At 65.5% G+C, this 14349-nt stretch carries 13 protein-coding genes; 10 read left to right on the top strand and 3 right to left on the bottom strand.

Annotation, left to right across the window (positions count from 1 at the left end; all coding sequences use genetic code 11):
* Window positions 1-33: 33 nt before the first annotated feature.
* Window positions 34-423: an SgcJ/EcaC family oxidoreductase gene (locus ACIBI6_RS10435; RefSeq protein WP_396955816.1), complete on the bottom strand. Its 390-nt coding sequence runs from the start codon at window positions 421-423 to the stop codon at window positions 34-36.
* Between the two features lie 439 nt (window positions 424-862).
* On the opposite strand from ACIBI6_RS10435, the gene ACIBI6_RS10430 reads away from it, so the two are divergent.
* The 5 genes from ACIBI6_RS10430 to ACIBI6_RS10410 all read left to right on the top strand — a co-directional run bounded on the left by ACIBI6_RS10430 (window position 863) and on the right by ACIBI6_RS10410 (window position 6681).
* Window positions 863-2674, top strand: coding sequence for a nitrite/sulfite reductase (locus tag ACIBI6_RS10430; protein WP_364339247.1), 1812 nt, complete (start codon window positions 863-865; stop codon window positions 2672-2674).
* Between the two features lie 14 nt (window positions 2675-2688).
* The gene (locus ACIBI6_RS10425) at window positions 2689-3423 is read left to right on the top strand and encodes a phosphoadenylyl-sulfate reductase (RefSeq protein ID WP_364339245.1); all 735 of its coding nucleotides are present in this window, start codon (window positions 2689-2691) and stop codon (window positions 3421-3423) included.
* Between the two features lie 151 nt (window positions 3424-3574).
* Window positions 3575-4504: a sulfate adenylyltransferase subunit CysD gene (gene cysD, locus ACIBI6_RS10420; RefSeq protein ID WP_364339243.1), complete on the top strand. Its 930-nt coding sequence runs from the start codon at window positions 3575-3577 to the stop codon at window positions 4502-4504.
* A gap of 1 nt (window position 4505) precedes the next feature.
* Window positions 4506-5795 carry a GTP-binding protein gene (locus ACIBI6_RS10415; RefSeq protein ID WP_364339241.1) on the top strand — a complete coding sequence of 430 codons (1290 nt, stop codon included), beginning with the start codon at window positions 4506-4508 and terminating at the stop codon, window positions 5793-5795.
* Between the two features lie 106 nt (window positions 5796-5901).
* Window positions 5902-6681, top strand: coding sequence for a sirohydrochlorin chelatase (locus tag ACIBI6_RS10410; protein ID WP_396955995.1), 780 nt, complete (start codon window positions 5902-5904; stop codon window positions 6679-6681).
* Between the two features lie 209 nt (window positions 6682-6890).
* Here the strand turns inward: ACIBI6_RS10410 and ACIBI6_RS10405 are convergent, their stop codons facing one another.
* Window positions 6891-7487 (bottom strand): PadR family transcriptional regulator, encoded by a 597-nt coding sequence (locus tag ACIBI6_RS10405; RefSeq protein ID WP_364339239.1) that lies wholly within the window; start codon window positions 7485-7487, stop codon window positions 6891-6893.
* Between the two features lie 124 nt (window positions 7488-7611).
* Between ACIBI6_RS10405 and ACIBI6_RS10400 the strand changes: the two genes are divergently transcribed.
* Complete coding sequence (locus tag ACIBI6_RS10400; RefSeq protein WP_396955815.1) at window positions 7612-8028, top strand: nuclear transport factor 2 family protein; 417 nt, start codon at window positions 7612-7614, stop codon at window positions 8026-8028.
* 14 nt (window positions 8029-8042) lie between these two features.
* Here the strand turns inward: ACIBI6_RS10400 and ACIBI6_RS10395 are convergent, their stop codons facing one another.
* On the bottom strand, window positions 8043-8717 hold the full coding sequence (locus ACIBI6_RS10395; protein ID WP_364339234.1) for a TetR/AcrR family transcriptional regulator: 675 nt from the start codon (window positions 8715-8717) through the stop codon (window positions 8043-8045).
* A gap of 107 nt (window positions 8718-8824) precedes the next feature.
* On the opposite strand from ACIBI6_RS10395, the gene ACIBI6_RS10390 reads away from it, so the two are divergent.
* Genes ACIBI6_RS10390 through ACIBI6_RS10375 form a run of 4 tightly spaced genes read left to right on the top strand, consistent with a single transcriptional unit; the run spans window position 8825 to window position 14307 of the window.
* Entirely contained in the window at window positions 8825-9958 is a 1134-nt protein-coding gene (locus tag ACIBI6_RS10390) for a VOC family protein (protein WP_364339232.1), read from the top strand.
* The gene (locus ACIBI6_RS10385; RefSeq protein ID WP_364339230.1) at window positions 9955-10893 is read left to right on the top strand and encodes a fumarylacetoacetate hydrolase family protein; all 939 of its coding nucleotides are present in this window, start codon (window positions 9955-9957) and stop codon (window positions 10891-10893) included. The genes ACIBI6_RS10390 and ACIBI6_RS10385 overlap by 4 nt, the downstream gene beginning before the upstream one ends.
* Before the next feature lie 2 nt (window positions 10894-10895).
* On the top strand, window positions 10896-12773 hold the full coding sequence (locus ACIBI6_RS10380; protein ID WP_396955814.1) for an acyl-CoA synthetase: 1878 nt from the start codon (window positions 10896-10898) through the stop codon (window positions 12771-12773).
* 22 nt (window positions 12774-12795) lie between these two features.
* Window positions 12796-14307, top strand: a complete 1512-nt coding sequence (locus ACIBI6_RS10375; protein WP_364339228.1) for a bifunctional 3-(3-hydroxy-phenyl)propionate/3-hydroxycinnamic acid hydroxylase — start codon at window positions 12796-12798, stop codon at window positions 14305-14307.
* The last annotated feature ends 42 nt before the right edge of the window (window positions 14308-14349 follow it).

Raw genomic sequence — 14349 nt, 5'->3', positions numbered from 1 at the left:
GACCGCCGCTCCCCTCGACCGTTGCGGGCGGGTTCAGTCGGCGACCACGGTGTTCTGGTTGGCGGTGAGCAGCCAGCGGCCGTCTTCCTTGGCCATGACGTACATCGGCGAACCCTGACCGGACAACTGACCGTCCCCGTCGAAGTACCGCTGGACCACCTTGACCGCGGCGACGTCCGGCCGGATGAAAAGCACGTGCTCGACCTCGTAGGTCGCGGTACCGTCCCGCATCGCACCCGGCAGCACCCGTGCGGTGAACTCTGCGACGGCCGCGCGGCCGAACAGGCGTTTGCCGCCTCCGGTCGTCCAAATCGCATCCTCGCGGAACAGGCCGACGAATTCGTCGACGAGCTCGTTTTGCTGGGAGTGCTGGATGGTGGCGACAACCTCGCGGATGGCGTCGAGATCGGTATCGGTGCTCATGCCCCAGAGCTTGCTACCTGAACCCAACTCGAGGTCAATCCGAGTGACCCGGTTCACCGGCGACGATCTTGACGAATCATGCGACGCATTCAGGCCGCTAAGTATGACAGCCGTCACAATCAGCTCGCATAGTCCAGGGAATTTCCCTCGATTTCGCGGGAAATATGGCCGCGCGGTCGGAAGGGCCACTCTGACGTGGCACAATAGCCGCATGCGCGGATCTGGAGTACGACTTGTGGCACGTCGCCACGTCGACTACAAGCGCGTCTGCAGTGCCTGCTGTCTGCCCGGTTCCCACCGGTAGCTCAGCGGCGCGCATTCCCGGGTTTGCCCGGTGATCTCCCGATTTCGACGGACATCGGCCCGCTGACACCGCAGGCGTGAGTCAGCCCCTCACGTCTTCAGCACGGATGTACCCCCACCCTGCAGGAGCGACCCCATGACGTCGAGCACCGACGCCGGTCCAACGGATCAGCCCCAGCCGGAATCCCGGCCTGGGCAGCACGCGCGGCCGGTCCGCCCGGCCTCCGAACGACGCGTCCGTCCGGATCGTCCCCGGACCGAGGCAGCGACGGGCCCGCGGGTCCGCACGGGTAAGCCGGTGCGCCGCAAGGCCGAGGGCCAGTGGGCGCTCGGCTACCGCGAGCCGCTGAACCCGAACGAGCAGTCCAAAAAGGACGACAACCCGCTCAATGTCCGGGCCCGGATCGAGAACATTTACTCCAAGCAAGGCTTCGACAGCATCGACAAGGGCGATCTGCGCGGCCGGTTCCGCTGGTGGGGTCTCTACACCCAGCGCGAACAGGGCTACGACGGCACCTGGACCGGTGACGAGAACATCGACATTCTCGAAGCCAGGTACTTCATGATGCGAATCCGCTGCGATGGCGGCGCATTGAATGTCGCGCAACTGAAGACCCTCGGCGGGATCTCCACCGAATTCGCCCGCGACACCGCCGACCTGTCCGATCGCGAGAATGTCCAGTACCACTGGATCGAGGTCGAGAACGTCCCCGAGATCTGGAAGCGGATCGAAGGCGTCGGCCTCGAGACCACCGAGGCGTGCGGCGACTGCCCGCGTGTCGTGCTCGGCTCGCCGCTGGCCGGTGAATCGCTGACCGAGGTCATCGACCCGACCCCCGCGATCGACGAGATCGTGCGCCGCTACATCGGCAAGAAGGAATACTCCAATCTGCCGCGCAAGTTCAAGACCGCGATCTCGGGCCAGCAGGATGTGGTGCACGAGATCAACGATGTCGCGTTCGTCGGGGTGAATCACCCGGAGCACGGCCCGGGGCTGGATCTGTGGGTCGGCGGCGGTCTGTCGACGAATCCGATGCTCGCCCAGCGCGTCGGCGTATGGGTGCCGCTGGAGGAGGTTCCCGATGTGTGGGAGGCCGTCGTCTCGGTCTTCCGCGATTACGGCTACCGCCGCCTGCGCACCAAGGCCCGGTTGAAGTTCCTGATCAAGGACTGGGGCATCGAGAAGTTCCGTCAGGTGCTCGAAGACGAGTACCTGAAGCGCAAGCTGATCGACGGTCCGGCGCCGGAGCAGCCCAAGAAGCCGATCGATCACGTCGGCGTGCAGAAGCTGCGCAACGGGCTCAATGCGATCGGGTTCTCCCCCATCGCGGGCCGGGTTTCGGGCACCGTGCTGACCAAGGTCGCCGAGGCGGCCGAGAAGTACGGTTCGGACCGGATCCGGTTCACCCCGTACCAGAAGCTGATCGTTCTCGATATCGCCGACGATAAGGTCGACGCACTGATCGACGAGCTGGAACCCCTTGGGCTGCAGGCACGTCCGTCGCTGTGGCGCCGGAACCTGATGGCTTGCTCCGGAATCGAATTCTGCAAACTGTCCTTCGCCGAGACCCGCAAGCGGTCCCAGGCGCTGGTGCCGGAGTTGGAGGAGCGGCTCGCGGATCTCAATGCGCAGTTGGATGTTCCGGTGACCATCAATATCAACGGCTGCCCGAACTCCTGCGCGCGTGCGCAGGTCGCCGATATCGGCTTCAAGGGTCAGCTGATCGATGACGGCTCCGGGAATCATGTCGAGGGTTTCCAGGTTCATCTCGGTGGCAGCCTCGGCTTCGACAGCGCCTTCGGTCGCAAACTGCGTCAGCACAAGGTGACCACCAACGAGCTCGGTGACTACATCGAACGGGTGGTGCGCAACTTCATCAAGCACCGCGAGGACGGCGAACGGTTCGCCCAGTGGGCCGTTCGTGCCGACGAGGCCGACCTTCGGTGAATGGGAGACCAAGCGTGACAACAGATCAAGTAACGGCGGACCTGCCCGCGAAGCTGTCCGAAGACGAGTTGCGGGCGATCGCCGAAAAAGGCGCGGCCGAACTCGGGCCCGATGCCACCGCACTGGATTTGCTGCGATGGACCGAGGACACCTTCGGCACCGGCTACATCGTCGCCTCGAATATGCAGGACGGCGTCCTGGTTCACCTTGCCGCCCAAGTGCATTCGGGTGTGGATGTGTTGTTCCTGGATACCGGCTACCACTTCGCCGAGACCATCGGCACCCGCGATGCGGTTGAGGCCGTATACGGCGTGAATGTGATCAATGTGCGGCCGGAAAACACTGTGGCCGAACAGGATCAGCTGCTCGGCAAGGATTTGTTCGCGCGTGATGCCGGTGAATGCTGCCGGTTGCGCAAGGTTGTGCCGCTGCAGCGCTCGCTCGGCGGCTACAACGCCTGGGTCACCGGCATCCGCCGCGTGGAAGCCCCGACCCGGGCCAATGCCCCGCTCATCTCGTTCGACGAGGCGTTCGGGCTGGTGAAGATCAACCCGATCGCCGCCTGGTCCGATGACGAGATGCAGGCCTATATCGAACAGCACGGCATCCTCGTCAATCCCCTGGTGGAAGAGGGATATCCGTCCATCGGCTGCGCTCCGTGCACACGGAAGCCACAGCCGGGTTCCGATCCGCGAAGCGGCCGCTGGGCCGGCCTCGCCAAGACCGAATGCGGGTTGCACACAGCATGACCGAGTCAGGGCCCGGAGGAGGCAGCCTGCGTAACCACGTAGGGCCCCTCGGGCATGCAGAAATGGGACACAGCATGACCGAGTCAGGGCCCGGAGGAGGCAGCCTGCGTAACCACGGAGGGCCCCTCGGGCATGCAAAGAAGGACACAGCATGACCGAAACCATCAGCGCACGTTCCTTGGGCATCACCGATTTCGACACCCTCGCGGCGTTGGAGTCGGAGTCGATCCACATCTTCCGTGAGGTGGCAGGCGAATTCGAGCGGCCGGTGATCCTGTTCTCCGGCGGTAAGGATTCCACGGTGCTGCTGCACTTGGCGCTCAAGGCCTTCTGGCCCGCGCCGCTGCCCTTCGCGCTGCTGCACGTCGACACCGGGCACAACCTGCCCGAGGTTCTCGAATTCCGCGACAAGATAGTCGAAAAGTATGGCCTGCGACTGCATGTCGCGAAGGTCGAGGACTACCTGGCCGACGGTCGGCTCACCGAGCGCCCGGACGGTATCCGCAATCCGCTGCAGACAGTTCCGCTGCTGGACGCCATCACCGAGCACCGCTTCGACGCGGTCTTCGGCGGTGGTCGTCGCGATGAAGAGCGTTCGCGCGCCAAGGAGCGAATCTTCTCGCTGCGCAACGCCTTCGGGCAGTGGGATCCGAAGCGGCAGCGACCCGAGCTGTGGAATCTGTACAACGGCAAGCACGCTCCCGGCGAGCACGTCCGGGTGTTCCCGCTGAGCAACTGGACCGAACTCGATATCTGGCGCTACATCGCGCGTGAGGATATCGATCTGGCGAGCATCTACTACTCGCATGAGCGTCCGGTCTATCAGCGCGACGGCATGTGGATGACGCCCGGTGTCTGGGGCGGCCCGCGCGACGGCGAGGTACTGGAGACCCGTTCGGTGCGCTACCGCACCGTCGGCGACGGATCATCCACCGGCGCAATTCTTTCCGACGCGACCGATAACGAGGCGATTCTCGCCGAGGTGGCCGCGTCCCGATTGACCGAACGCGGCGCCACCCGCGGCGACGACCGAGTGTCCGAGGCCGCCATGGAAGACCGCAAGAGAGAGGGATATTTCTGATATGTCCGACCTACTGAGGCTGGCCACCGCCGGTTCTGTCGACGACGGTAAGTCCACCCTGGTCGGACGGCTGCTCTACGATACGAAATCCGTACTGGCCGACCAGATCGACGCCGTCACCCGCGCGTCGGTGGACAAAGGTCTTGCCACGCCGGATCTTTCGCTGCTCGTGGACGGGCTGCGCGCGGAACGCGAGCAAGGCATCACCATCGATGTCGCCTACCGCTACTTCGCAACGCCCAAGCGGTCTTTCGTGCTCGCGGATACGCCCGGGCATGTGCAGTACACCCGCAATACCGTCTCCGGCGCGTCCACCGCGCAGCTGGTGATCCTGCTCGTCGACGCGCGCAAGGGCGTCATCGAGCAGACCCGTCGGCATGCCGCGGTACTCGCACTGCTCGGCGTGCCCAAGCTGGTGCTCGCGGTGAACAAGATCGACCTGGTCGATGATCCGGCGACCGTATTCGCCGCGATCTCGGCCGAATTCAATACCCTCACCAGCACACTCGGCTGGGCCAGCGAGGATGTGCTGGAGATTCCGGTCTCCGCGCTGCATGGTGACAATATCGCCTCGCGCTCGGCGAACACCGCTTACTACGACGGGCCTTCGCTGATCGAGCACCTCGAATCGGTGCCGGTGGATGCCGACAGTTCGGGTGAGCATGCGCTCGGCCTGCGCTTCCCGGTGCAGTACGTGATTCGTCCGCGCACCGCCGAATACCCGGACTACCGCGGCTACGCGGGCCAGATCGCGGCGGGCTCGGTTTCGCCGGGCGACGAAATCGTGGTGCTGCCCTCGGGCATTCGCTCCACGGTCGAGCGGGTCGATACCCCCGATGGTGAGCTTGCCGTCGCACAGGTCGGCCGCAGCGTCACGCTGATCCTGGCCGACGATGTGGACATCTCGCGCGGTGACATCATCGCCTCTCCCGCCGATGCGCCGGAGCCGATCGACTCCTTCGACGCGACCGTCTGCTGGCTCGGCGATAAGCCGCTGCGTCCCGGCGCGCGACTGCTGCTCAAGCACGGCACCCGCACCACGCAGGCGATCGTCGGCGCGCTCGTCGAGCGGTTCGACGAGCAGAATCTGACCGCGCAGGCGAGCCCGGAGTCGTTGACGCTCAACGATATCGGCCGCATCTCCGTGCGCGTCGCCGAGCCGATCGCGGCCGACGACTACCGCGTCAACCGGCATACCGGCAGCTTCCTGCTCATCGATCCGGCGGGCGGCAATACCCTCGCGGCCGGTCTGGTCGGTGACGTGCTGACCGCGGTCGAGGTCGGAGTCTGAGGTGAATTCGCCCGGCGGTATCGGCTCGGTGGCGTGGCTGCCGGGCGGGTCCATGTGGGCGGAGCTGGAGCGCCTATCGGGTCACCGGCGCGGACCGAATAGACCGATGTTCGGGCCTGTTCGTGTTAGCCCGATCAGCGGATATGCACACCCAAGACCGGCGCTCATCGCGGTGGCGCACGGCAGTCGGGATCCGCGCTCGCCCGCGACCATGTCGGCGGTCGTCGCCGATATCGCCGCCGCCCGGCCGGATATCGATGTGCGGCTCGCATTCCTCGATCTGAATGCGCCATCGGTCGAGCAGGTCGCGAAGGCCGTTGCTGTGCAAGGACATACGCATGCCGTTGTGGCACCGCTGCTGCTGGGCAGCGCTTATCACGCGCGAGTCGATCTCCCCGGATTGCTCGCCGCTGCCCGCACCGACCACCCACAGCTCGTGCTCACCCAAGCCGATGTTCTCGGACCGGACCCGCGGCTCATCACCACCCTCCGCGACCGCACTTCGGCTGCGCTGGAACCGGCGGGTGGCAGGCGGCCGCTCGGAGTCGTCGTAGCGGCGGTTGGGGCGGCATCGGCAGCGGCGAATGCACGGACCAGCGAGGTTGCGCGACAGCTCGCGAGAATGACCGGCTGGCTTACCGAGATCTGCTTCGCGACCACCGAACCCTCTGTCACCCAAGCGATTTCGCGTTTGCGCGCAAGGGGTGCCGAAGAGGTGCTGGTGGCGCCGTGGTTCCTCGCGCCGGGGCTGCTCACCGATCGCCTGGTGGCCGCTGCGCCCGATGTGGTGCATGCGCAGGCCATCGGGCCGGATACGGCGTTTACCGAAATTGTTTGGGACCGTTACGACACCGCGCTCAGCGCTACATTGAGCCTGTCCGCCTGATCTTCGAACGGTCTCGGAGCAGTTCCGTTCGGACAATCACTTCTCGTACGACTCAGCGCCGCACGCTAACCCGCCGCTCCGGCCAGCGATCGCTGAATTCGACATACCCGCACGGGACTGCGCACCCGCGAATTCCGGCACACCGCACGCCGGGCCCCGGCGGAACGCGCCCTGCTCGCCGCGCAGGACCACTGCACCGAATATCTACCTCACCGCGGGGCGATCGCGTCCAGATCGGCCGTCGCGGGTCCCGCAGCAATGCGCCGGTCGATGGCGGCAAGCGCAAACTCTCCCCAGCGAATGTTCTCCTGCTCGAAGGAGATTCCGCGCAATAACGTCAGGTAGGGGCCGATGCGCTCGGCCTCGGCCAGGTACGCCTGCTCGCTGCGTCCGTCGAGTAAGCGGGCGCGTAGGCGATCGTAGCGGGCCAATTTCGCCTTCGACCATGCCAGCTTTTCGGCCACCGCAGCGCGCACGGTCGGCGCGTTGTCGGTGTCCATGCCCTGCACCTTGACCATCAATTCGTCGCGAACGGCGGTCGGCTTGGCGGGCTCGGCGATGAAGGTATGCAACGCGGCGCGCCCGGCCGCGGTAATGGCATGCAGACGCTTGTTCGGGCGACGCTCCTGCTGCACCACCCGAGTCTCGATCAGGCCGTCGGCGGCCATCCGCTCGAGTTCCTTGTACAGCTGCTGGGGCGTCGCCATCCAGAAGTTGGCCACCGAGGCGTCGAAGCCCTTGGCCAGGTCATAGCCGGACGCCTCCCCTTCCAGCAGAGCGGCCAGCACCGCGTCACGTAACGCCATCCGCTCACGTTACCACTTTCGATGATTATTCAAATTATTGTCTAATCAACACTGGACAGCGATTCGCGTACGCCGATACTGTTCGAACTTGATAAGCAAATAATTGACTATGACAGGTGGAGTTATGCATCCCTTCCGCGCAGCCGTGGAGGCCCGCGACGGGACCGCTATCGAGGCACTGCTGGCCGATGACGTGGTCTTCACCAGTCCGGTCGCGTTCAAGCCGTATCCGGGCAAGGCGATCACCGCGGCCATTCTGCGCGCCGTCATCCGCGTCTTCGAGGACTTCCGCTACGTGCGCGAGATCGCCGACGCGAACGGCCGCGACCATGCCTTCGTCTTCGAGGCCACCGTCGACGGCAAGCAGCTCACCGGCTGCGACTTCCTGCATTTCGACGAACACGGCAAGATCGATGACTTCATGGTGATGGTGCGTCCACTGTCGGCCGCGCAGGCGTTGGCCGCGCGGATGGGCGAGCAGTTCGAGCGGATCAAGGCCGAGGCCACCGAGCAACTGCAGCGTGCGGCGACCGAAGCCTGAGCGGCTTCGGAGATTCAGGCCGCAGTGTCCGGCAGTGCGTCGATCGGCGGCAGGGGCCGCTGACAGATCTCGCGCGCCTCGTCTGCGGGAATGCCGAACATGCGCAGCAGATCCTCGGTGACCTCGTCCGCGGCCGCGGCATCGTCGCGTTCCGGTTTGTCGTGCAGGAGCTGACCCAGGCATAGCGAGGCACCTGCGACGATGGTCATGGCCAATTCCACATCGCGAACCTGGAACCGTCCCGCGCGAACCGCGGCCTCGATATCGCGGCGCGCGCGGGGCGCGAGGCCCTTCGTGGAACTGACCAGAGCCAGACCGTGATTGAGCAGCACCTTGCTCAACGTGGGACTTCTGCGGTGCAGGCGCCCGGTCAACCGAAAACTCTGCGCGAAGATATGCGCGGGATCGTCCATCCCCTCGGTCAGCATGTCGAGGGTTGAGCCGTGTCGATCGAGCGCCTCCTCGATCGCGGCGCGGAACAAATCCTCGCGACTTTCGAAGTGGTTGTAGAACGACCCCATCCCGACATCAGCCGCCTGGGTGATCTCCAGGATCGGCACATTCGGTTTCCCGGCGGCGAGGAAGGACTGAGCCGCACCGACCAGCGCTGCCCGGGTGCGTGCCTTGCGCCGCTCCAAGCGATTGAGTTCGGTACCGGTTTGCTCGCCCATCGCCTCTCCCTGGTCCATCCCGTCATCCTAGCTCGTCGAGTCAGTAATGACGAATTCCTCAGCACCTCTTGACTGAATATGCACTCGTAAGTGACGATATATTCAGTTAGCGAAGGGAGAGGGCGATGATCGACCAGCATGACCCGCATACGGGTCTGCACAGCGAGTTCGGCGCCGCACCGGGCGAGCATCCGGGGCGGGCCAGGAATCCGATCATCAAGGTGCACGACCTGGCGTGGCTGGAGTTCGAGAAGCCCGACCTGGCTGCCGCCGAAATCTTCGCTTGCGCGTTCGGTTTCACAACCGTGCTGCGCACCGCGGACGAACTGCAGTTGCGTGGCACCGACCCGGGTGCGCCGTGTGTGGTCATCCGCCGGGGCAGCCGGTCGAGGTTCATCGGTCCCGCATTCCAAGCGGCAGGTTCGACGGACCTGTTCCGGCTCGCCCAGGCCAACGGACCCGAGCCGGTACCGCTGCCGGAGAGCATCGGTGGCGTCGCCGTGGACCTGCCGGACCCGAGCGGATTGCGGGTGCGGGTGGTCGCCGATACCCATGTGCTCGCCGCCCTGCCCGCCCAGCAGCCACACACCTTCAATTTCGGCCACGAAACGCCGCGCGCCAACCAGACCCAACGCCCGACGCGCGAACCCGCGAAGGTGCAGCGGCTCGGGCATGTGGTGGTGCAGACGACCCGCTACCGGGAGACGCTCGACTGGTACCTGAAACACCTGGGCCTGATCGTCAGCGATTTCCTCTACTACCCGAAACAACGTGACCGCGGCCCGATCATGAGCTTCATCCGTTGTGACCGCGGCCGCACCCCCGCCGACCATCACACGCTCGCGCTGGTGCTCGGCCCGGTCAACCGGTATGTGCACTCCGCCTATCAGGTCGCCGACCTAGATGCCCTGGCGGCGGGCGGGGAATACCTGCTCGACCACGGGTACCACCGGTCGTGGGGTATCGGCAGGCATATCCAGGGCAGCCAGATATTCGATTACTGGCGCGACCCGGACGGGTTCCTGGTCGAGCACTTCAGCGATGGCGACATGTTCGACTCCACGCTGGAGCCCGGCTGGGCGCCGATGACCGCATCCGGGCTGGCCCAATGGGGACCGCCCGCCACCAAGGACTTCCTCGGCCTCAAACCCGGCCGGGAATCGGTCCGCGAATTGCGCGGCGTATTCGACGCGCTGCGTGCCGACAACGAATTCGATCTGCACCGCCTACGCGGTCTACTGAAAGTTGCCAACTCATGACCATTTCCGTTCTCCGAACCGCCGACGCCTGGTGGGTATCGACGCCGGCTGGGGCCGCGCGGGTGGATACCGCGGCGACCACCACCGGTCAGTTGCTCGCCGACCGGCAGGCGCTGGCGGCGAGTGCATCGAGTACCGAGATCGTCCCTGTCGAGAGCCTCGCGCTGGTGTCACCGGTGACCGCACCGTGCCGGGTGGTCGCACAGATGACGAATTTCGCGTCCCACGTGCGGGATTCGGGCGCAGACCCGGAGACCGTACCGTTGACGTTCTTCCGCAAATCCTCGGGTTCGATCAGCGGCCCGCTCGACGATGTCATCCGGCCCGCGCATGTGCGGCTGCTGGATTACGAGGTGGAGATCGGACTGGTCTTCGGTAAGGTGATGCCGGTCGGGACCGCCATCACCGCCGAAAATATCGGCGATTACGTCGCCGGTCTCGTTGTGACCAATGATGTTTCGGCACGCGATGTGCAATTGCCGAAAACCCAGTTCTACGAGGCGAAGTCGTATCCGACCTTTACACCGGTCGGTCCGGCGCTGGTGCTGCTCGATGCCGACGAGCTGAAGCGATTCACCGATCTGCGGTTGCGGCTGTGGGTCAATGGTGAAGTGCGCCAGGACATGACGGTCGCCGATATGATCTACTCCCCCGTCGAGACACTGCAGGCGCTGACCCGATTCCAGCGACTCGATGCGGGCGATCTGCTGCTAACCGGCACCCCTATCGGCACCGCGATCAGTGCCCCACCGAAGCCGGTCGAGATCATCGCCTCCCTGCTCCCGGCGGCGACGAAGTGGAAGCTGTTCTTCAAGGGTCAGGCCAAGAACCCTAAGTATCTGCGCGACGGCGATGTCATCGAGGCCACCGTGGCCACCGATGACGGCGCGATCGACCTGGGTCGCCAGCGCACGGTTGTGCGGTACGCACGGTGAACATGACGACAACGGATCTGCTGTGGCCGCGCTACTGCGGCCCCGGCGACCTGGCCGAGATCGAATCCGTGCCACTGGCCGAACGCGGCCTGCCGGAATCGACCTACGCACTGCTGGTCCGGGCCACCGAACTCTGGTCCGATCGAAACGCGCTCACCGTACTGCCGGAGGCGGCTCGGTGGCGAGAACCCGTGCGGCGCAGTTACTCCGAACTCCTTGCCGAGGTGCACCGCTATGCGAATCTGCTGTACCGGTTGGGTATCCGACGCGACGATGCGGTCGCATTGATGTCGCCCAACTGCGCGGAGTTGATTCCCGCGACGCTCGCCGCGCAGCTGGCCGGTATCGCCGCACCCATCAATGGCGCGATGTCCGGTCGGCACATCGTGGAGCTGCTGCGCCGCTCCGGTGCCAGAGTGCTGATCGCGTCCGGGCCCGAACTCGCCACCGAGACATGGGAATCCGCGCTCGCGCTGGCGAATGACGCACTGCTCGACGCCGTATTCGTACTGCGCCCCACCGGCGCCGCCGAGCCGCACCCGCTGCCGGTGATCGACGGTGTACACCTCGGCTATCTGGATGAGCTCGCCGCCGAGGAAGATTCGGACACATTCGCCGGACAGCTCCCGGCCTCCGACGATCTAGCCGCGCTGTTCCACACCGGCGGCACCACTGGTGTACCGAAACTGGCCGCCCACACCCACTCCGGTGAGATCGCCAATGCGTGGATGATCGCCGCCAACTCCCTGCTCGACGCGGATGCGACGATCTTCGCCGCACTCCCGCTGTTCCATGTCAATGCCCTGGTGGTGACGCTGCTCGCGCCGCTGTTCAAGGGGCAGCCGGTGGTGTGGGCCGGACCGCTCGGCTACCGCGATCTCGCGCTGTACGGCGAATTCTGGAAGATCGTGGCGCACTATAGTGTGGCCGCGATGAGCGCGGTCCCGACCGTATATGCCGTGCTGGCGCAATGCCCGGTCGACGCCGAGATCAGCAGTCTGCGCTATGCGATGGTCGGCGCGTCACCGCTGCCGCCCGCGACGCGGGCGAACTTCCAGACACACACCGGTGTCACCCTGGTCGAAGGCTACGGACTCACCGAGGCGACCTGCGCGAGCGCGCGCAGTTATCCGGACGTTCCGCGACCGGGTGCGGTCGGGCAGCGGATGCCCTACCAGCAGGTGCGTGTGGTGCGCGCGGGCGACCGGGAGCCGCTGTCCGCCGGCGCGATCGGAGTACTGGAGATCAGTGGCCCAACAGTTTTCGCCGGCTACGTGACCGGCCGCGATGAGCGCGGCCACATTCTCGACGGGCTCGGCACCACGGTCGACGGCTGGCTCGATACCGGCGACCTCGCGCACATCGATGCGGACGGTTTCATCCACCTGCACGGCCGCGCCAAGGATCTCATCATCCGTGGCGGGCACAATATCGACCCGGCGCTGATAGAAGACGCCCTGCTGGCACATCCGCAGGTGACCGCCGCCGGTGCGGTCGGACGTCCCGATGTCCACGCCGGTGAAGTACCTATCGCCTATGTCACGCTCGGAGCCGGTGCCGATATCACCGAATCCGAACTGCTCGCGTGGGCGGGCGAGCGGGTGCCCGAACCGGCGGCGGTGCCGAAATCCGTTGTGATCCTGGACGCTTTGCCCGTTACCGATGTCGGTAAGCCGTACAAGCTCGGGCTGCGCGCGGATGCTACTCGACGGGAACTGCAGGACGCACTCGAGCAGGTCGCCGGCGTGCGGTCCGTCACGGCGGCAGTAGAAGACGGGGCGATCGTCGCGACCGTCGAAGTGGACCCCACCGCCGAAGATGCCGCGGCCGAGGTCCTCGGCCGATACGCCATCGGCTGGAAAGTCGTGGTCCGGCAATGAATCTCGTGAGTGGAGCGAGCCGATGAACGCGGTTCCGGTGGTCGTCGTCGGCGCGGGCCCCACGGGGCTCACCGTGGCGACACTACTGGCCGAATACGGTATCGAAACCCTGGTGCTGGAACGGTGGAACGACATATACCCGCAGCCACGGGCGGTCCATCTCGACGGCGAAATCCGCCGGATCCTGGCACGTCTCGGCGTCGGCGACGACTTCGACGCGATCTCGCGCCCCGCGCTCGGCCTGCGGTTGATCGATCCCGATATGCGGGTACTCGCTCAATTCGATCGCGATCGGGCGGGCGGCGCCAATGGGTACCCGGAGGCGAACCTATTCGACCAACCGGAGCTCGAAGCAATCCTGCGCGCGAATGTGCGACGGTATCCCGGCATCACCCTCCGCGGCAATGCCGAGGTCGTCACCGTGACGCAGGAAAATGATTGCGTGCGTGTCGATTTCACCGATCGCGTCATTGGTGCCGTCGAGTCGGTCCTGGCCGGATATGTGCTCGGCTGCGACGGCGCCAACAGCGTGGTCCGCTCCGCCATCGGAGCCACGCTGCGCGACCTGAACTTCGCGCAGCGCTGGCTCGTCATCGATGTCGACACCACTGCCGACTTCGGAGAATGGGAAGGCGTACACCAGGTTTGCGATCCTGTTCGCGCCGCGACCTATATGCGAATCGGAACCACGCGCTACCGCTGGGAATTCCGGCTCGGTCCCGGTGAAACCGCCACAGATTACCGCGATTTGACGAGCCTGCAGCCACTGATCGCGCCGTGGATCGGGAACACCCCGGCCGAGGAACTGCGGCTCGTGCGAGTCGCCGAATACACCTTCCGCGCCCAGCTCGCCGACCGCTGGCGTTGCGGCCGGATCTTCCTGCTCGGCGACGCGGCCCACCTGACCCCACCGTTCATCGGCCAGGGCATGGGCGCTGGGCTACGCGATGCGACCAACCTCGCCTGGAAGCTCGCGGGCGTTCTCAGCGAAGACCTGCCCGCGAGCGTGCTCGATACCTACGAGATCGAGCGAAAGCCGCACGCGCACGCCATGATTCGGCTCGCCAAGTTCATCGGACGTGCCATGACCGACGGCGGCGAATTCGGAAATCTGCTGCGCCGACTCATCGCGCCACGGTTGCACCGGTTGCCCGGCTTCGCCGAGCTGGTCACCAATGGCCAGACGCCGCCGCTACACCGATCCGAACTTGTTGTGGCGCATCGCTTCTACCGAGGTCTGGCGGGCAAACTCGTCCCGAACGCACTGCTCGACGGCCGTCGTTTCGACGATATCGCGGCGGGCCGTTTCGCGATCGTCACCGCTATCCACCCGACACCGGCACAGCGCCGCGAGATCGAACAGCGCGGCGGTGTGGTCGTTATCGCTAGGACCGACCTGCGACGCTGGCTCAGGCGCGGACGCGGTGCTCTGGTCCGTCCGGACGGCACCGTGCTGCGAACCGGCCGTCAGCTGTCCGAACTCATCGCCGATTTGCCGCGATTCACCGCACCTGCTCCAGATCACGCCTACTGAGTCCCGGTGCGTAAGCACGCATCGGTGGATGTCGCAGGGAGC

The sequence above is a fragment of the Nocardia sp. NPDC050412 genome (assembly GCF_044458825.1).
Taxonomy (GTDB): Bacteria; Actinomycetota; Actinomycetes; order Mycobacteriales; family Mycobacteriaceae; genus Nocardia.
The sequence above is the reverse complement of the archived record's forward strand: the minus strand, read 5'-3'. Positions and strand labels throughout refer to the sequence as shown.